The 18164-nt window shown below is 48.3% G+C and carries 19 protein-coding genes; 12 read left to right on the plus strand and 7 right to left on the minus strand.

From position 1 onward, the window contains the following. Window positions 1-143 precede the first annotated feature (143 nt). The 4 genes from ACBZ72_13610 (at window position 144) to ACBZ72_13625 (ending at window position 5230) form a co-directional block, all read left to right on the plus strand. Entirely contained in the window at window positions 144-1964 is a 1821-nt protein-coding gene (locus tag ACBZ72_13610; GenBank protein ID XES77191.1) for a ribosome biogenesis/translation initiation ATPase RLI, read from the plus strand. 288 nt (window positions 1965-2252) lie between these two features. Next, window positions 2253-3881 (plus strand): DNA topoisomerase VI subunit B, encoded by a 1629-nt coding sequence (locus tag ACBZ72_13615; GenBank protein ID XES77192.1) that lies wholly within the window; start codon window positions 2253-2255, stop codon window positions 3879-3881. Beyond that, a complete protein-coding gene (locus tag ACBZ72_13620) occupies window positions 3862-4950 on the plus strand; it encodes a DNA topoisomerase IV subunit A (protein XES77193.1) in 1089 nt (362 codons plus the stop codon). The genes ACBZ72_13615 and ACBZ72_13620 overlap by 20 nt, the downstream gene beginning before the upstream one ends. A gap of 64 nt (window positions 4951-5014) precedes the next feature. Next, on the plus strand, window positions 5015-5230 hold the full coding sequence (locus tag ACBZ72_13625; protein ID XES77194.1) for a type II toxin-antitoxin system HicB family antitoxin: 216 nt from the start codon (window positions 5015-5017) through the stop codon (window positions 5228-5230). On the opposite strand, the gene ACBZ72_13630 is transcribed toward ACBZ72_13625, so the two are convergent. Both ACBZ72_13630 and ACBZ72_13635 read right to left on the minus strand, forming a co-directional pair. Further along, window positions 5227-5406, minus strand: coding sequence for a type II toxin-antitoxin system HicA family toxin (locus ACBZ72_13630; GenBank protein XES78692.1), 180 nt, complete (start codon window positions 5404-5406; stop codon window positions 5227-5229). The genes ACBZ72_13625 and ACBZ72_13630 overlap by 4 nt on opposite strands. A gap of 146 nt (window positions 5407-5552) precedes the next feature. Further along, the gene (locus ACBZ72_13635; GenBank protein XES77195.1) at window positions 5553-6038 is read right to left on the minus strand and encodes a class I SAM-dependent methyltransferase; all 486 of its coding nucleotides are present in this window, start codon (window positions 6036-6038) and stop codon (window positions 5553-5555) included. 208 nt (window positions 6039-6246) lie between these two features. Between ACBZ72_13635 and ACBZ72_13640 the strand changes: the two genes are divergently transcribed. After that, a complete protein-coding gene (locus tag ACBZ72_13640) occupies window positions 6247-8649 on the plus strand; it encodes a sialidase family protein (GenBank protein XES77196.1) in 2403 nt (800 codons plus the stop codon). A 101-nt stretch (window positions 8650-8750) separates the two neighbouring features. On the opposite strand, the gene ACBZ72_13645 is transcribed toward ACBZ72_13640, so the two are convergent. Next, window positions 8751-9164, minus strand: coding sequence for a hypothetical protein (locus tag ACBZ72_13645; protein XES77197.1), 414 nt, complete (start codon window positions 9162-9164; stop codon window positions 8751-8753). Between the two features lie 254 nt (window positions 9165-9418). Here ACBZ72_13645 and ACBZ72_13650 point away from each other — a divergent pair, with 254 nt between their 5' ends. Next, a complete protein-coding gene (locus tag ACBZ72_13650; protein ID XES77198.1) occupies window positions 9419-9622 on the plus strand; it encodes a hypothetical protein in 204 nt (67 codons plus the stop codon). A 6-nt stretch (window positions 9623-9628) separates the two neighbouring features. On the opposite strand, the gene ACBZ72_13655 is transcribed toward ACBZ72_13650, so the two are convergent. Further along, window positions 9629-9955, minus strand: a complete 327-nt coding sequence (locus ACBZ72_13655; GenBank protein ID XES77199.1) for a DUF4342 domain-containing protein — start codon at window positions 9953-9955, stop codon at window positions 9629-9631. A gap of 155 nt (window positions 9956-10110) precedes the next feature. On the opposite strand from ACBZ72_13655, the gene ACBZ72_13660 reads away from it, so the two are divergent. The 4 genes from ACBZ72_13660 (at window position 10111) to infB (ending at window position 14660) form a co-directional block, all read left to right on the plus strand. Continuing rightward, window positions 10111-11274 (plus strand): hypothetical protein, encoded by a 1164-nt coding sequence (locus ACBZ72_13660; GenBank protein XES77200.1) that lies wholly within the window; start codon window positions 10111-10113, stop codon window positions 11272-11274. A 459-nt stretch (window positions 11275-11733) separates the two neighbouring features. Further along, on the plus strand, window positions 11734-12438 hold the full coding sequence (locus tag ACBZ72_13665) for a metal-dependent hydrolase (protein ID XES77201.1): 705 nt from the start codon (window positions 11734-11736) through the stop codon (window positions 12436-12438). 14 nt (window positions 12439-12452) lie between these two features. Further along, window positions 12453-12761 carry a carboxymuconolactone decarboxylase family protein gene (locus tag ACBZ72_13670; GenBank protein XES77202.1) on the plus strand — a complete coding sequence of 103 codons (309 nt, stop codon included), beginning with the start codon at window positions 12453-12455 and terminating at the stop codon, window positions 12759-12761. Between the two features lie 114 nt (window positions 12762-12875). Then, window positions 12876-14660 (plus strand): translation initiation factor IF-2, encoded by a 1785-nt coding sequence (gene infB / locus ACBZ72_13675; GenBank protein XES77203.1) that lies wholly within the window; start codon window positions 12876-12878, stop codon window positions 14658-14660. Here infB and ACBZ72_13680 read toward each other — a convergent pair. Next, window positions 14657-15241, minus strand: a complete 585-nt coding sequence (locus ACBZ72_13680) for an HNH endonuclease (protein ID XES77204.1) — start codon at window positions 15239-15241, stop codon at window positions 14657-14659. The two genes, infB and ACBZ72_13680, sit on opposite strands and share 4 nt — an antisense overlap. A 63-nt stretch (window positions 15242-15304) precedes the next feature. After that, the gene (locus tag ACBZ72_13685; GenBank protein ID XES77205.1) at window positions 15305-15589 is read right to left on the minus strand and encodes a ubiquitin-like small modifier protein 1; all 285 of its coding nucleotides are present in this window, start codon (window positions 15587-15589) and stop codon (window positions 15305-15307) included. Window positions 15590-15839: 250 nt separating this feature from the next. Here ACBZ72_13685 and ACBZ72_13690 point away from each other — a divergent pair, with 250 nt between their 5' ends. Together ACBZ72_13690 and ACBZ72_13695 are read left to right on the plus strand one after the other, a co-directional pair. Continuing rightward, the gene (locus ACBZ72_13690) at window positions 15840-16628 is read left to right on the plus strand and encodes a hypothetical protein (GenBank protein XES77206.1); all 789 of its coding nucleotides are present in this window, start codon (window positions 15840-15842) and stop codon (window positions 16626-16628) included. 79 nt (window positions 16629-16707) lie between these two features. Next, a complete protein-coding gene (locus ACBZ72_13695) occupies window positions 16708-17058 on the plus strand; it encodes an ArsR/SmtB family transcription factor (protein ID XES77207.1) in 351 nt (116 codons plus the stop codon). Here the strand turns inward: ACBZ72_13695 and ACBZ72_13700 are convergent. Then, window positions 17055-17939: a hypothetical protein gene (locus ACBZ72_13700; GenBank protein ID XES77208.1), complete on the minus strand. Its 885-nt coding sequence runs from the start codon at window positions 17937-17939 to the stop codon at window positions 17055-17057. The two genes, ACBZ72_13695 and ACBZ72_13700, sit on opposite strands and share 4 nt — an antisense overlap. Between the last annotated feature and the right edge of the window lie 225 nt (window positions 17940-18164).

Consider the following 18164-nt stretch of genomic DNA (forward strand, 5'->3'; position numbering starts at 1 on the left):
TAAGCTTTTCACCTGCTTCCATCCTTTTCTTGGTTGCGTGGTTAAAGAACAACACATCTTGATAAACAGTGTTTCAAATGGCTCCCTGCAATTGTGGGTTATGATTTATTACGTACCTTTAGCCTTTCATACGGCGAACAGTTATGACCCGTATTGCCGTTATGGACTACGACCGCTGCAAACCCAAAAAATGCAACCAGCTGTGCATAAAATTCTGCCCCATGGTTCGCAGCCGAGTAGAAGCCGTCCGATTCGAAGACAACAAAATCACAATCAGCGAGAAGCTTTGCAGCGGATGCGGCATATGCGTCAAAAAATGCCCCTTCAAAGCCATAAGCATCGTTAACCTGCCCGACGAGCTGGACAAGGACTGCAGCCACCGCTTCGGCGCCAACGCCTTCAAACTCTTCCGCCTCCCCATGCCCTCCCCCGGAACCGTACTAGGGTTACTGGGGCAAAACGGCATCGGCAAAAGCACCACCCTCAAAGTACTCTCAGGCGAAATCAAACCCAACCTCGGAAACTTCCAAAAACCCCCAGAATGGGAAACCATCATCCAATTTTACCGCGGCTCCTCACTGCAGGAATACTTCCAGAAAGTCAGCGCAGGCAACCTCAAAGTCAGCCACAAACCCCAATACGTCGACCGCATCCCCAAAGCCATCCACGGCAAAGTCAGCGAACTCCTCGAAAAGGTCGACCAACGCAAAGTTCTTGACGGCTTGGTTGAGGAGTTGGAGTTGAAGAAAATTTGGGACCGCAACCTTGATGTGCTTAGCGGCGGGGAACTGCAGCGGGTTGCTGTGACGGCGGCGTTGTGCCGTGAGGCAGATGTTTACCTTTTTGATGAGCCCAGCAGCTACCTTGACGTGAAGCAGCGATTGGAGGTTGCTAAAGCCATCCGAGGGCTTAAAGAGCAGCAGAAAACAGTGGTGGTTGCCGAGCATGACTTGGCAATTATCGATTACTTGTCTGACCAGATTTGCGTGTTCTACGGGGAACCCAGCGTCTACGGTGTGGTTAGCCACGTGCATGGCGTCCGCACGGGCATTAACATTTACTTGCAGGGCTACATCCCCGACGAGAACATCATGTTCCGCAAAGAAGCCATCATATTCCACGAAAAACCCCCCTCCGCCACGGTGCTTAGCGAAGAGGTTCCGCTCCGATGGGGCGCCCTGGACAAAACGTTTAAGGGCTTTAAGCTCTCCGCCCAGGCAGGCGAAATTCACAAAGGCGAAATCATCGGCATCCTTGGCCCCAACGGCATCGGCAAAACCACCTTCGTGAAAATCTTGGCGGGGCTCGAAAAGGCGGATGTTGACCAAGGCTTTGACAAGTTAACGGTCAGCTATAAACCTCAATACATCGCCCCCGACTACCCCGGCTCAGTCATGGAGCTGCTCATGAACGTGGCGAAAGAAAACTACACCAGCAGCTGGTACAAAACCGAAATCCTACAGCCCCTGCACGTAGAGCCCCTTCTGGACCACAACGTCATGGAACTCAGCGGTGGGGAACTGCAGAAAGTCGCCATAGCAGCCGCCTTAAGCCGCAAAGCAGACCTGCTGCTGCTTGACGAGCCCAGCGCGTATTTGGACGTGGAAGAACGCCTCAACACCGCCAAAGCCCTGCGACGCGTGGTGGAAGCTCACGGTATCCCAGCGTTTGTGGTGGAACACGATGTGGTCACCCAAGACTTCATCGCGGACAGGGTTATGGTTTTCAGCGGTGAACCCGGCGTGCAAGGCACGGCGAATCCGCCCACGAAGCTGCGCAGAGGAATGAACATGTTCCTCAAAGAGATGGATGTCACTTTCCGACGTGACTCCGTTACCCGCCGACCCCGAGTCAACAAGGAAGGCAGCCGCCTTGATGTTATGCAAAAGGAACTGGGCGAGTACTACTATACGCGGGTGCGTTCCCAAAGTGAACCTGAAAAGAAGGGCAAATCCCATTCCTGATAACAACCGCTCTTCCTTTTTTAAGCGACAAAACTGTGGTTCTTGGCGTCTAGGTTAAACCAGAGGTGCCTTTTTGGTTTTCTACCAAATCCAAATCAAAGTTATCGTGGCAAAAGTGCAAGGGAATAACTTGCTGTTTGTCATTGTATGAGTTAAAACTTTGAGGCTGCTTGTGCGGTTCCTAACGAAACTTGGCTTATTTTTGCTTTAAAAGTGTAGGTAACTTAAATTATGGGCACTAACACATTTTATGGAAATTGACTCCCACAAGGACTATTGGTGGCGCTAGTGGCACAAACATTCGAAGAGATTTCGTCTTCTGACTTTTTCTACCGCAACCGAGACATCGCTGGATTTTCCAACCCATCCCGCGCCATCTTTGTTGCCATCCGCGAAATCGTGGAGAACTCACTTGACGCAGCGGAAAGCCTAAAAATTCCCCCAGACATTTTTGTGCGCTTAAGCTTCGAATCCCAAGCCACCAAAGAAACCCAAGTCTACAAGCTCCGCGTCGAAGACAACGGATGCGGCATCCCCCCAAGATTTATCCCGTCCGCGTTTGGGCAGATTCTCTACGGCTCAAAATACAAGCTTAAACAGACCCGCGGCACTTTCGGGCTCGGCGGCAAAATGTCGCTGCTTTATGGGCAAATCACCACCCACCAAGCAGCCAGCGTCACCTCAAGCACCGGCGAAACCAACAAGATTTACTCGTTTAAGCTGATGATTGACATACAGCGCAACCGCCCCATCATTTTAGACCGCAAAGTCACGATAAACAAGGACAATTGGCGGGGCACTATCGTGGAGTTTTCGTTGGAAGGCGACTACTTGCGGTCTATGCCAAAAATTTTGGAGTACTTTAAGCAGACCGCTATGGTGAACCCTTACGCCAACTTGACCTTCATCGACCCCAAAGGTAGGCTCTACAAGTTTTCGCGGGTCACCACCGAAATGCCTGAACCCCCCAAAGAAACCCTACCTCACCCCTACGGCGTTGACGTAGAACTTCTCCAAAGATTAATCACCCTAACCGACTGCGCTAACCTGCAGGAATTTCTCAAACATCACTTTCTGCGTGTCGGCGACATCACAGCCCAAAAGTTTCTTGTTTCCAGCGGCTTAAGTTATGTTTCTTGTCCTGAGCATGGTAAATTGCTGCCTGAAAAAGTCAACTGGGTGGACGGCAAAGTTCGCTGTTCCCTGTGTGGGCAAGAAGCTAAATTTGCAAAACTTAAAAACCCCAAAAAGCTGACCCATGAGGAAATTGTCAAGTTAACCCAGAACCTTAAGAAATTCAAAGATTTCCTCCCCCCAGATGCCAACTGCCTTTCCCCTCTGGGCGAAGACTTGCTCCGTGCAGGAGTCCAGAAGGAGCTGAACCCAGAGTATTTGGTTGTTCATCAACGTAAACCTTCCACCTACGCGGGGCACCCCTTCATTGTGGAGTTAGGCATAGCCTACGGCGGTGGGGTTCCCAAAACAGGCGGCTTTGGGCTCTACCGCTTCGCTAACCGTATTCCCCTGCTTTACGACGAAGCCAGCGACGTTTCGTTCCGCGTAATCAACAGCATGAACTGGCGACGATACAAAGTCAGCACTGACATGCCCATCGCCATCGTGGTGCACCTTTGCAGTACCAAAGTTCCCTACAAAACCGTGGGCAAAGAATTCATAGCCGACCGCGCTGAAGTCCGCCGCGAAATCGCAAACGCCCTGCGTGAAGTCGCACGTCAACTCGGCCACTTCTTAACCCGTAAGGAGCACGTGAACACCGAGAAAAAACGGTTATCCGTTTTCTCAAAGTATCTGCCCAAAATTGCCCAGTTCTCAGCTAAACTGGCGGGGCAGGAGCGGGTTCCTGAAATAGACAGATTATTGAAGAGTGTTCAAAAGTATGGCACAGAAGAAACCTAAGATAACTGAAAAAAAGCAAGAGGTCCTTAACGGACTTAAAGCCTTTGGCGCTTCGGTTTGCCGCCAACTCGACGAAGGCGTCTTCCCAACAGTTAACATGCCCAGCCGTTCAACCGAAAACATAACCTACGACCCCAACGTGCGCCAATACATCTTAGGCGAGAAATGTGTGGGCAGAAGCACCCGAAACATCCGTCACATTAAACCGTTTACTCAACTTGCGTGGGTCGCATTGTTTAGCAATGAACTCACCAGTCAACGTAAAACCTCCACGTTAAGAGATGTCTACTACTCCGCGCAAGCCTACGAGATGACTTTTTCAGACCAGCAAGAGTCAAACAACATCATCACCGACCTAGAAACCCTCACAGGGTTTGCACGAGAAGACTTTAGCATATTTCCTGAAGAACGCAGCGCAATTTTTGGCGACTTAGACATCGGCTACACCGTGCCCGGCTATGAAGGAAAAACGGTGAATTTAACCAGCCACCCAGACGGCGTACTTATTGGACCCGCAGTCACTTCTTCAGAGTTCATAAAAACCAGCGCTGACAAAGTTATAGCCATCGAAAAAGGTGCGCTTTTCACGCGTTTCATCGAAGAAAACGTCCACAACAAACACAAATCCCTCCTGATTTCTTGCGGAGGACAAGCACCAAGACAAACCCGTAGCTTCATTCGCCGCCTCCACACCGAACTCGGCTTGCCCGTTTTTATATTAACCGACGGTGACCCTTGGGGTATGCACATCGCTCAGGTTATCATCTCAGGCTCCGCCAACGCTGCCCATCTGCGTGAGCTTAATACGCCTGACGCGGTTTGGAGTGGCGTGTGGGCAAGTGACATCATCGATTACAAGCTGCCTACTGATCCGCTGGATGAAGTAGACGTTAAACGCCTCTATGAACTGCAAAAGGACCCGCGATACCAAAATGACCCCATCTGGCAACGTGAAATCAAGACGTTTCTTAAGATTAGGCGTAAGACGGAACTTGAAGCTTTCAGCCGCTATGGGTTAACTTACATTGTGGATGAGTATTTGCCTGCAAAACTGGATGGCAAGAAATAAACTTTTTAAAACAAATGCAGTGAATTAAAAGATTCATCTTCTCTTTATAATTGAGGTGTGCCTGTTGAAGATTGGTGTAACCGTTCATAAAGAAGGAAAATGGTATGTTGCAGTAGATTCAGTAATGGGAGTTGCGAGCCAAGGCAAGAGTTGTGATGAAGCCTTAAAGAATTTCCAAGAAGCCTTCGAGCTTTGGTTTGAGTGTGCTGAAGACTGGGAGAAAGAACGTGCAGTTAAAGGCGAACCAGTCGCTACACTGGTTTTGGACATACCTGTTTAACTCTTTTCTAGTACTCTGTCAAATTCTTCAATAGTTATCCCTTGCCCCAATATGCTCATTAGGGTGCCTACGGCGATTTCTCCGTGTTTTGGAACAACAACCGTTCTTTCTCTTCCATTGGTAAAGCCTTTGAAAATCATATGACTGCCCCGTTGCCTATCCATTTGAAAACCTATTTTCCAAAGCCTTGGCTACTTTTCGATATGAGTATGGGCTTATGTGTTTTGGCATTTCTGATTCGTGTTATCTGTCTCAGCTTATAAAATACGTGCAATGAACTGTATAATCGCATTACATAAAAAACTCGAAAATTATAAAAAAACTAATTTTGTTTGGTGAACCTGAGGATGCTGTATTTTTTGTAAGGCTGCATCTCCACAAGCCTAAACCCTGCCGCTTCAATTTCAGCCTTCAACTTTTCAGGGTCCTGCACGGGTGCCCCATGAACAGAGCCCTCCTTGATGACCTCAACAATAATCAATTTGCCGTCAGGTTTGAGAATTCGGCGGAATTGCCTCAAAACCGTCTCGTTATCCCCCACCTCATGATACACTGTCACCAACAAAATCAGATCCACCTTGCCGTTCTCCAGCTGAAAGCTTGTGCCGTTGCTCTGCAGAAACCTGATGTTTTGAGCTCCTGCCTTGGCGGCTTTGTTTTTGGCTTTCTGAAGCATCTTGGCTGAGAGGTCTATGGCGATTACAGTTTGGGCTCTGCGGGCAAGTTCCAGTGTGAAGAAGCCTGGTCCACAGCCATAATCGACCACAACATCAGTGGGGTGAATTGCAAGTTTTCCTATGAGTTCCAAGGGTGGCTGTCTCCACCTTCTGATTGGGTTGTCTAAGAAAAAAGCCTTTGAAGCCGAGTGCGCTTCCCCTTTATGTGACACGTCCTGTATTCCCCTTGTTTGTTTAACGGAAGGCTTCTTGAAATTATGTTTTGCTGTTCGAGGCACACAGGGTTTGTGAAACCGCAATTCATAAACTCCTCCCAACGCATGGTTCCTTGGGGATGAGATGAAGAAGCCTGCTTCGGTTGCGCTCTTTTTAGTCCTGACGGTTTATTTTTTCGTCTCCGCCGCTTCCGTTAATTTTGTCTCTGCCCAAAATCTTTCGGTTCCCCATTCCCCTTCCGTGATAGCGGACACAAATTCGGTCTACAGCTTGGAGCTTGTGCATCAAGCCGTCACGCAGTTACCCAACGGAACCTTAGCAGCCGCTTTTTCAACCAATCTGCAGGGCGAAAACAACTACGCGGTTTATGTGGCTTCCAGTTGCGACGGAGGCTCTAGTTGGGGAACTCCCGTTAAGGTTTCTACGGGGCAGGGCATGGACGGCTGGGCTTGCGGTCAAGGCATTTACGGCTGCGTAATTGCCGCTGACTCCCAAAACCGCGTCTATGTGGCGTGGACAGGGGTCAATGATAGCTCCACGTATTTTCAGGTTTGGTGTGCTCGATGGAACGGGTTAGTGTGGGAAACTCCCCTGCAGGTTAGTCAAGGCGCCGAGGCTGGGGTGCAGGCGTTTTACACCAGCATAGCCGTGGACGGAAACGACAAGGTGCATTTGGTTTGGCAAGCCAACATGGACGGCTATGGCAGCTCAAAAATCTTCTATTCCCAATTCGATGGTGTCTGGTCTTCTCCTGTGGTGGTGTCGTCTGTGGGGGTCTTTGACCGGTATCCTTCAATAGCCATCGATTCCCACAACAACCTGCATGTGGTCTACACTAGCGGTTCAGGGTCCTACGGCACTTCAGGCGGCATCTATTACGCCAAATTCAACGGCACATGGCAGTATTCTCTTCTCGTCTCAAGTGGGCCTGACTACACAAATCTTGGCGGTTCCTGCATCGCCATAGACGGAAACAATAATCTGCACGTTGTCTGGGAAGGCACAAGAAGCGACGTTTCCTCAAACCAGCAAATCTGGTATGCCCGCTTCACTGATTCTTGGAGTACGCCCGTTCGAATCAGCACCACAGCAAGCATGACGTCCTCTACCCAATCCAACCCCTCTGTGGCTGTTGACTCCAACAACAGAATCCACGCAGCATGGACCAGCGAAAAAGAAAACGCAGTCTTCTACGCAGAATGCACAACAAATTGGAGCTTGCCCGTCCAGCTGGAAAATGCCCCTTCTGCTTGCCCCGTGTTCCGGTGGAGTTTTTATCCATCCAGCAACGCGATAACAAATAAACTGGACTACCTTTTCCTAAAAAAATCAGTGCTGACGTTCAACAGTGGGTTGCCGTCGATGATGAAAAATGTTTCCACATCAATCACTCCGCTTCAGTTGTCCGCTAGCGTTGGGCAATCTGTAATGTTTTCGTCAGAAGCAATGGGCGGTGTTTCTCCCTACACTTATCAGTGGTACCTGAACGGGGCACCAGCTGCAGGCGCCACCTTGCCCTACTGGTTTTTTAAGCCTACCGCGTCAGGAACCTACCGTGTGTGGGTGGCGGTTACTGACTCTTCAGGCTTCACGGTACAATCTGAAACTGCAACCCTGCAGGCTGCTTCGCAGGGGACGTCGGGAATTTTTGGTTACTCGTCTCCCAGTAGCCAAGCAGGCGGCAGCGGCGCATTATATGACGCACACGGAGCACGATTCACCTTGGACGTTGAAGCCAACGTAGCCTCTATCTCCTGCTTAATGGAAGCATTCACAGACTCCAATCAACCCTATGCCAGCTACAACTTCTGCTTCGCCATCTACAGCGACAACAACGGTGCCGTGGGAAACTTGGTTGCCCAAACCGCGACAGGAAAAATTTCCCCTAACCAAACAATATTCACCTCCAACTCCACCTCGTCTGCCCTTCCCTCTGGCGGTGCTTGGGAAACCCTCAACTTCTCCTCGCCCGTACACTTGATTCCTGGCGCGTATTGGCTTATGGCAGTTCATGACGGCAGACAATTTGTCCTCATACACAACGACGTTCCAAACGACAGCAATAAATCAGCTTCCAGCGTCATCGGCAGCCTAAATTTCCCCAGCTACCTGAACACTCCGATTTACACTTATGGCTACGTGTACTGCATTTACGCTTCATGGTCTTACGAATCTAACCCTTCATCGCCGTCGCCGACTCCAACGTTGACTCCCACCCCCTCATCCTCTCTCACACTCCAACCAATCCCTTCCCCGTCCGTTACACCTCCACCAACTTTAACACACCCTTCTCCGAGCCCAACCGCTTCTTCTCTCCCAATAGCAAGCCCCACCCCAACGCCAACCGCTAGCCTTTATCCCCTAAATCCAACCCCGACCCCAACAATTGAACAAATCACCTCTGGGCAAGATTCAGGCAAGAACAACATTCCAACTGTAACGTTGGTTGTGGCTGGGGTTGCTTTGGCGTGCGCGTTTTTCGCTTTGGTTATGCTTTATAAGCTTCGGCAAAAGGGTGACGCATAAGATTCAGTAGAGTTCATAGGCTAAAAAACAGTTGACTGGAGAGCAACAGGTTTAGCAAAGAAAAAGGTAGGTTAGTTTTTTGTGTTGAGGCTAGCGCGAGGTTATGGCGTGTAGGTCCAAACTGGCGTGATTGTCCAGCTTCCTAGTCCGTCAGCGGAATACGCGACGTACGTGTCCACTTTTGCTGAGCCGCCTGGGTATATGACTCCGCCGTTGCCGATGTCGACGTACGTGTCCATTGCTTCGCCTCCAGTTGTGTACACCCCAACCACATGAATTTGTGTGCGGTAGGCTGTTTCTACGCCGACGTTGCACACGTAGCCGCTGATGTGTAGGGTATGCTGGTTTGGCAGGTCGTAGCCGCCCATGCCTACGTTTACCAGTCTTGCTGGTCGATTGCTATTCATCGTCGGAATGACGTTGGTTGCCAACAGAATCACGAGAACCGCCAGAACAATACATAAAATTCCCAATGCACCGGCAATTTTTTTTGTTCCTGACTTGTTTTCACTCATGTCCTGAACCCTGCCTTTTTTGTGGTTCAATTAGGATATATTCCTTTCTGAATCGTAGTTTAGTCAAAAAAAGCCTTTTTCGCGTTGATTACAAATCAATCTCTGTATGCGGCAGCAACAGTTGTTCCCAAAGTGGCGGTGTCTCTTTTTTCTGTGCAGCACGTACAAACGGGTGATACAAGCTTTGGTAAGCGAAATTTAAAATACTCTGTTGTTTAATGTAGCATTGCAACAGTGCAAGAGGACAGGTTGACATGAGCGAAGAAGGAATCTCGTTCTGGGCTACGTTAGTCGAGAAAGCAGTAGGCATAACCCTTGTTATCCTTAGCATCATATTGTTCTATTTCACATCAATCAGCACCGCCACCCTCAACCAGTTTGCTGGGCTCTTTGTTTTTGTGGGTGTGGTGGTTCTGATTGGCGGCGGTTTCTTGATTATAACAAAACCGCGCGAGTAACCACTGTTACTCTCTTCTTTCAACCTCTATACGACAGTTTGTTGCTAAAGCCGCGACCACACCCAAAGCCGCCAGCCACGGTGCAATAACCGTGCCAATAACCCCCACTGTGGCAGGAATCTCAAGCAAAATGCCGCCTTTTTCGTCTTTCACAATAACTCTTGTGACGTTTCCTTCATGTAGAAGTTCTTTCACTCGTTCAGTGACGTTGCTGGCTGACACAGTGTACTCTTCGCGGGTTACCTTGGCGGTAGCCTCGCCGCATACTAGACAAAACTTGTCCCCTTCTTTGAGGGGTGCTCCACATTTAGTGCAGTAAACCAAATTTTCCACTCTGCCTCTCTGAAAACGGAGAGTGCTGGCTGCTTAAAAGCGTTCTCCGCAGCCGATATTTTTAAGTTATTTGTCACGACTTTTTTGCATGTCTTTTCTAGTGCAAATCCTTAAAACTCCTTGGCAACAACAACGATAGTTAAACAGAGGCTTGGTTGATGTTTAGAACAGGCGTTGACACTATTGCACTTGAAAAAGAGTATACCCCTTTAGAAGCTTTCGCAAATAATTTTAAGGAAACTGGCGAAAAGAAAAATAATATCAATGACGGAACAGAAGTTTCAACAGTAAACGCTAGCGTACCTCAAACGATTGTTGCAAAAGCCTTACTAGGAGCATCCGTTACAACTCACGATCCAGACTTTGATAGAAAATACAAAGAGGCAATAAAAGAGAGTCTAGAGAAGTACGGCATAAGGCAAACTAAGCAAATATACAAGGCAGCGCATCTCTTAAAACAGGCTACAGCCAAGTTTGACGATATTTTTACAGAAATCCTTAACGTTATGGAACCATCCATAGACCATATTGACCTTTACCACGCAACCTATCATCATGATAACCCTTTGGAAGATTATGTTTCCGTATTTGGAAAAGCTCAAGGGCAGAGATTATCCCCTCATGAATATATTGAAAAAAATAGGAACGGTTTCGACCAAGCATGTACATGGTGGCATTGGCGAATGCATTCAAAACAAGAACCTGACCATCAATACTGCATTGATAAGTTTGATAGTAAAATGACTCCTTCATGGGGGCAACTGGAAAGCAACATGGTATCTATGAAAGTTTACTATAGTGGATGTGAATGTAATTGTTTAATTTCTTTTGCAGACTTAATATTAAAAGAGATAGAATCATATCATTTTGGACCTATCGATTATATGAGTATTGTTCAACCGATTCATCGAAGAGCAAAGACTTACTGGTTAGGTAAAAAAATAAAGAGTTATAATCTATCAATGACTGACAAAATAATAAGAGAAACAGTCCCTGATTCACCTTTTGATATTCACCTTACGCCCTACATAAAGCACCCTATTTATTTCATAGCATGGACACCAAAAAATGATTTACCAAGAAAAACAGTGAAACCTGCCTTTGAATGGAGTAAGTTTTACAATTCAATTATTAAAAAAGCTCTTGAAATGGACGGTTGCGTTAAGTTTCTCGACTTCGATAGAGATAATAATTTATGGGAAGAATGTGACTTCATCGTTCCGTGGGAAAGCGAAGACTTGGAACATGTCAGGCAATTACAAGCTATGGGGTTTGATTATATGCCAAAAGTACTTAACGCTACCGACCTAACAACTTAACACTTTCAATGCGCCACATTATTGCGCCATGGAGCATTACCCTTTGGACTTAGAGTACGCCAATAATTACCGAATACAGAAGTTGTATATATAATTTGTTACAAAAAAATTCACAGTGCTAAAGAAGCCCTATATGGATACTTTAGATGTTAACGTGTCCTTTGAAAACTTCTTTCCCATTCCGCTTGTGAAGGGAGGGTAAAACTTGTGGGCGTAAGGTGTCTTGACTGCCCCAGCCTCAAACATCCAAAAATAAACGAACGCTACTGGAACCAATGCGAGATTTCAGGGAAGATTCTAACAATTAATGAATTATGCGCATGGAGAAAGTGCGATTGCCACCCTTCCCAGTTTCTCTCTACCAAGCTGTGACAAATAACTTAACAGTATCCGTAGAACTCTTGGATTTCCTTTAATTACTTCGCTGTGCATTGACGATGTAATTTAAACGTGAACCTTATGTATGCAATTGGACACTTTGCAGTGGGCTACCTCATCGGCAAAGGCTCCTCGAAGCTGCTGAAGACCAAAATAAGTCTGCCGTTGGTGTTGATGGCTTCCATTCTGCCCGACATAGACCTGCTTTTGCAGCAAATAAATGAAGGAGTGTTCATGCATCGAGGGGCAACGCATTCAATAATCACTATGACCGTGCTTATGATTCCTTTTTTTGTGTATTACCGAAAAAAGGCAATCCCTTACTATGCTGTATTGCTTTCGCATTCCCTTATCGGGGACCTACTCACAGGCGGCATGGAAATGCTCTGGCCTCTTTCTAACGCGTGGTTTGTCGCCTTAGACCTTTCCGTTAACGGCATAATCAATGTCTCGGCGGAGCTTACCTTATTCTTCATTTCCTTGGCAATAATGTACAAGGCAAAAGACCTCCAAACCTTGATGCAGCCTAACCACCAAAACTACGCCCTGATAATTGCCGGGGGTGCAGCTTTAGGTCCTCTGCTTTCCACAAACGGCGGATTTGAATCTATGCTTCCTCTGCCCTTGGTGTTTCCCAGCGTGTTTTGGATTGCTCTGTTTGTTTACTCTTTGTATATTCAGGTGCGTTTTGACGTTCGAAAACATCTGTTAGGTGGGGTTCCTGAGAAACCTGCAATCAAAGGCGCTGGAAGGCAGAAAAGAATATTTAGCCGCAACCGACACTGATGCTTGGTGTTTTCATGAGCAAATCTGGTTACCAGATTTTTCAAGAAGAATCCCCCGAAGTAGCCGCTGCCTTCAACAAGCTTATTGAGGCAGTCGCCAAGCCCTCTGCGCTTGACGCAAAAACCAAACACCTGCTTTACATCGCCATGAAAATCGTAACTGACGATGTGGGCGCCGCCTTGATGCATGTGCCCTTTGCCAAGAAGCTTGGGGCAAGCCGCGAGGAAATTCGTGAAACGGTTCTTTTAACGTTGACGGTTGTGGGGCTAAAAGGTGTCAATGTGGCTTTGGCGGCTGCGTTGGAAGCCTACGATAAAGTCTAATGGTTGCTTTGCCGGGTTGCAGGTGCGTGTTTATTAACCGTTACCCTTATTATTTTTAGAACACTCACCCCTTGTTCATTCACTTAGCAAACGGAAACTAGGAGCCTATTCAATATGCCCATTCGTCAACCCATCGTATGCGTTTTAGGTCACGTGGACAGCGGCAAAACTTTGTTGCTGGACCGCATCCGCAAAACCAGCGTGCAAGCTCGAGAAGCCGGAGGCATCACTCAGCACATTGGAGCCAGCTTCTTTCCTGTAGAAACCCTTCAGACGCTCATTGGTCCTCAGCTTTCAGCCACCATGAAGAGCGGTATACAAATTCCTGGGTTGCTGGTTATTGACACGCCGGGGCATGAGGCTTTCACGAATCTGCGTCGCAGAGGCGGAAGCGTCGCCGACATAGCCATCCTAGTTATTGACGCGTTGCGAGGGTTTGAAGCGCAAACTTACGAGTGCATAGAAATTCTCAAAGCACGCAAAACTCCCTTCATTGTGGCGGTTAACAAAATTGACCGCATTGCAGGCTGGAAGTCGCAGCCTTCCTCGCCTTTTCTTAAGGTTTACGCTAAGCAGGATGCTTACGTGCGGGAAGAGTTAGATAACAAGCTTTACGAAATAATGGGCACCTTCTCCCGTGAGAAACTCAACACCGACCGCTTTGACCGCATCCGCGACTTCACCTCCACTGTTGCGCTTGTGCCGGTCAGCGCTAAAACCGGCGAAGGTATCCCTGAACTGCTTATGGTTCTTATCGGTTTGACGCAGCAGTACCTCAAAAAGCAGCTGCAGACAACGGAGGGCGCAGCAAAGGGCTCTGTGCTGGAGATTAAAGAGGAGCCTGGGTTAGGCTTAACTCTTAACGCCATCATATACGATGGTACCCTAAACAAAGACGACATAATCGTCATCGGCGGCAAACAAGCCCCAATCACTACACGCATCCGCGCGATTCTGGTGCCCAAACCGCTGGACGAAATGCGTGACCCCCGAGACAAATTCTCGTCGGTGGAAAACGTATTTGCCGCCGCAGGAGTAAAAATCGTGGCCTCCGATTTGGAAGGTGCCCTCGCCGGAGCGCCCCTTTACGCGGTGGCTCCCGGTGAAACCCCTGAAACGTATATGAAGATAATTGCGGATGAAATCAAGAAAATCCGCATTGACACGCAGGTGGATGGCGTGATTCTTAAGGCGGACACGTTGGGTTCTTTGGAGGCAACCGCCGAGATGCTTAAACAAAATAACATGCAAATCCGCATCGCCGACGTAGGAGACGTGTCAAAACGGGATGTGATTGAAGCTTCTGCAGTGAAAAGCCACAACCCGCTACAGGGCGTTATTCTGGCGTTTGGCGTGCGAATCCTGCCTGACGCGGAAGAAGAAGCCACAATGCGTGGGGTTAGAATTTTCAAAGAACAAATCGTCTACCACATGATTGAAAACTACGTGGACTGGGTGAAATCCAAAAACGAAGCTAAACTGGAAGCGGAGCTGGAAAAACTTGTTCGCCCCGCCAAAATCTCGGTCATTCCGGGGTACGTTTTTCGCCGAGCCAAACCCGCAATCTTCGGCGTGGATGTAGCAGTGGGGATTCTTAAACCTAAAACTAACCTTGTTCGGGCTGACGACGGTGAAGATGTGGGTGAGCTTCAGCAGATTCAAGACAAAGGCAAAGCGGTTTCTCAAGCCACACAGGGCATGCAGGTTGCGGTTTCCATGGATAAACCCACAGTGGGCAGGCACATTTTCGAGAAGGATGTGCTGTTTGTGAAGGTTCCCGAACCTGATGTGCGAGCTTTTCAGGGTGCATTTGCAGACCAGCTTAACGAGGAAGAACAGGAAGTCCTAAAGCAGTATGTGGTGGCTATGCGCAAGAAGTCGCCCTTCTTTGCCTTCTAATCTTCTTTGCAACATAACGTGAGCAAGCCGTCAATGCACAGAACCGAGAGTTTGCCCTCCGTTTTCTCTTGGACGCAGAGGTTTTTTAGGTCGCATTTTGGGCAAATCTTCGCAGTTACCTGCTTGATGTCCATGTCTAAGAGGTTTTGCTCTTCTAAAACTTCATACGCGAACTTTAGGTATTTGCCTTCGGCGATGCGTGGGACTTCGTTTTTGCCTTTTTTTAAGCCGCGTTGAATGACCCAGTATTCATAGAGCCTTTTGGAGCCCTTCTTGGAGTTGCATGTCCTGCACACCCAAACCACATTTTTTTCGCTGTTGGGTCCATTGAAACAGCGTGGTAGCAGATGCTCCAATGTTAAACCCGTTTTGGCGCCGCAGTAGATGCATTCGCCGTTTAGGTCTTTCTCTTTGATGTACTCGCGGATTTCGTTCCACTCAATTTCCCCCGTGCGTAGCTGCTTGAGCTTCTTGGTCACGAATCCGTAGTCGTCTTTGCAGAAGCCTGCTGAAACCGCAATTATTTTTGCGTACTGCCAAAAAAGTAGGTCTCGAACATTCTTCACAGTTGCCGGAGGCAAACTCGTTTATCCCCCAAATGAGGATTCGATGTTTGAGCTTAAAGAACTTCGGGTCGAAACATCCTATCCGCCGCCGACGGGGGGCACAATCGCCAAAACATCCTCCTCATGCAACTTGCTGTCTAAGCCTTTCACGGCTGCGGTGCTTTGTCCGTTTATGAAAAACTGTAGGAACCCTTTGACTTTGCCGTTTTGGTCGTAGACGTATTCGGTGAAAGGTTCTCCGTAGCGTTGGGCTAAGGTTTGGAGGGCGGTGTCGATGGTGGCATCTTGGGGGAGTTGGAGGGTTTCTTCTTTTTTGTCGGTGATTTCTCTGAGTACGGTGAAGAAGCGGACTGAGATTTGCACGTTTTTCGCCGGTGGATTATGGGTTGTTGGGTGGATTAATTTGTTGTGGGCTGGTTTGTGGTTTTGTGGTTTTGTGGTGGGTTTTGTTTTTTGAAATCGGAATGCCTATAAGAAAGATGGAATATATATTCTAATATTAGAATATTGGTGTGACGGAATTTGGTAACCCAAAAAACACCCAAACTAACCATCACCCTAACACAAACCTCAACCAACCCACACCAACCAAGAGCACATTGGAGGTGAAAAAATGAAAACATGGAAACTCATAACCGTCCTCGCATTAACCCTAACCATCGCGGGAGTCGCAGGGGCTTCCGCTTACGCATTCTGCTGGTGGGGCACACCAACCCCCAACACCAACGGCGTAACCACCCCAACCACAGCCCTGCCAACCCCCGAAACCACAAACACCCCACCAACCCTCTACACACCCCAAACCCAAACATACGCAGACGGATACGGCGGACGCTGCTGGGGCGGCTGCAGAGGTAACTGGGGCTACGGATACGGCTCAGCAACCAACACCGCAACAACCCCAATAACAATAGAGGAAGCAACCCAAATTGCCCAAACCTACATAGCCTCCCTCAACAACCCCGACTTAGAAGTCACACACGTAGAACAGTACACCGCCAACTTTTACGTCCAAGTAAGCGAGAAAAGCACAGGGTATGGCGCCTTTGAACTGCTCATAAACCCAACCACCGGCGTAGTAACCGCGGAACCTGGACCCAACATGATGTGGAACACCAAATACAGCTTCAAGGCAGGCTTCTGCAGCTGGATAGACGCCGCAAATGCCAATGGTCAACCCACAGTCACAGTTGAGCAAGCCCAAGCCAACGCACAGCAATACCTCGACACCTACCTACAAGGCACAACAACCGGTGACATAACAGCATTCTACGGCTACTACACCGTTGAAGTCCTCAACGGCGGCACTCATTACGGTATGCTCAGCGTAAACGCATACACAGGTCAGGTTTGGTACCACACATGGCATGGCACCTTCGTTGAAGAAGCCACAACAGCCTAAACCCAAAACCCCTTTCTTTTCTTTTTGTTTTTGATAAACCTTAAGAGTTGTAGCAATGTTAGAATATTAAGGAACAACCATGTCTAACGCGAAACTCGACATGACAATCTACGAGCTGCAAGCAGAAATCTCAAAAACCCTCTCCCATCCCGTTCGGCTGGCAATTCTCCACTTCCTCAAGGAAGGTGAAAAAACAGTCAACGAAATCGCCGAACACGTCGGGGTCAGCCAATCCAACGTCTCCCAGCATCTGGCGTTTATGCGGCAGCGGCAAATCGTGAAAACCCGCAAAACTGGGACCAACATCTACTACAGAGTAACCAACCCAAAAATAAGCGATGCCTGCGACTTGATGCGCGAGGTTCTGCTGGAGCAACTTCGAAGCAAACAGAAATTGGCGGAAAACTACTCGGGAGCAAGCAGCGATTAAACCTGTTTGGTTGCCTGAAGTTCTTCGAGTTTTTTGTTTGTCTTCATGATGGCTTTGCGCAGGGACCGAACTGAAATCCCTGAAAGAATCAAAAGCACTCCAAACCCTGCAACTCCTGCAGTGGCGGCAAGCAACGCCGTTTTGGCTTGGTTGAAGTAGCCGGGAATTACGTCGTTGGTTTCCTCGATTGTCCTTTTGATTTCGTCGAGGCGCACACGTAGCGCCGAAAGCTGAGTGTTTAGGTTCTCAAGGTCTTGGGGCAAATTGGTTACCCGCTGAGTGATGTTGGTTATGCTGTTGCTGATTTCCCGTATGTCGCTGCTTGCGTTTTCTATGGGCGTCTGAATTGACCTCAACATGTCCGCTAAACCTTCAAACGGGTACCAGTCCAGCGCCTCAATTCCTATGCCTGAAAGCGTGTCCGCCATGCCCGAGATGGTGGGTCCAATTCCCTCAGCTGCTTCCGCTATATCCTCCGCCAGTCCAGCGCCCCTCTCCAAAGCAGGCGAAGCCTGCCCCACCGCGTCGCTTGCATCCGCCACGGTTCCCTGAGCGTCACCAACAATTTCTTGGGCATCGGACAAGGCAGCGCTTACTTGCGTAAGCGAATTTGAAACCCTCACTTGAACATCATCAAGAGTTGCCGTCAAAAACGGAAAAACCACAACCGCACCTATACTAACAAGTAACCCTGCGATAATCAAGAAAACGCTTGTAACCACAACAATCTTGAGTGGTCTTCCTTGGTGCCTTGCCTTGACGGTGGTTTGGGGCTGTTTCTCAGCTGGTTGCAAAGATGCCTCAGGGTCAAACGCTGCTGGTTGAGCGCCGCCTTGACTGGTCCTCCGCTTAAGAAGTTGTTTAGCAAAAGTAGTTTGCAAAGTGGTCACCCCTAAAAAACTGTTAACGGGTGTTCTTTTGTGTGTTGAAGCTCTGTTTTACCTTTAAACCCTTGTGACTGCCTCGGGGCTACAACAATGCAAAGTCTACGCTTTTTGTTTGGTCTTTGTGGTGTTCTTAATTTTTCTCAAAATTGTGGCTACAGCCTCCTTGTTGAAAACCCTAAAATACCTAAACTCCGCTTTGTAGAGTGGAGGCAAACCATT

Source organism: Candidatus Bathyarchaeia archaeon, from assembly GCA_041447175.1.
Taxonomy (GTDB): Archaea; Thermoproteota; Bathyarchaeia; order Bathyarchaeales; family Bathycorpusculaceae; genus JADGNF01.

Bases quoted from the DNA above. Each gene is read 5' to 3' on its own strand.
- ACBZ72_13610 (XES77191.1), top strand. From the start codon at position 144: ATGACCCGTATTGCCGTTATGGACTACGACCGCTGCAAACCCAAAAAA.
- ACBZ72_13620 (XES77193.1), top strand. From the start codon at position 3,862: ATGGCACAGAAGAAACCTAAGATAACTGAAAAAAAGCAAGAGGTCCTT.
- ACBZ72_13640 (XES77196.1), top strand. From the start codon at position 6,247: ATGAAGAAGCCTGCTTCGGTTGCGCTCTTTTTAGTCCTGACGGTTTAT.
- ACBZ72_13645 (XES77197.1), bottom strand. From the start codon at position 9,164: ATGAGTGAAAACAAGTCAGGAACAAAAAAAATTGCCGGTGCATTGGGA.
- ACBZ72_13650 (XES77198.1), top strand. From the start codon at position 9,419: ATGAGCGAAGAAGGAATCTCGTTCTGGGCTACGTTAGTCGAGAAAGCA.
- ACBZ72_13665 (XES77201.1), top strand. From the start codon at position 11,734: ATGTATGCAATTGGACACTTTGCAGTGGGCTACCTCATCGGCAAAGGC.
- ACBZ72_13670 (XES77202.1), top strand. From the start codon at position 12,453: ATGAGCAAATCTGGTTACCAGATTTTTCAAGAAGAATCCCCCGAAGTA.
- infB (XES77203.1), top strand. From the start codon at position 12,876: ATGCCCATTCGTCAACCCATCGTATGCGTTTTAGGTCACGTGGACAGC.
- ACBZ72_13690 (XES77206.1), top strand. From the start codon at position 15,840: ATGAAAACATGGAAACTCATAACCGTCCTCGCATTAACCCTAACCATC.
- ACBZ72_13695 (XES77207.1), top strand. From the start codon at position 16,708: ATGTCTAACGCGAAACTCGACATGACAATCTACGAGCTGCAAGCAGAA.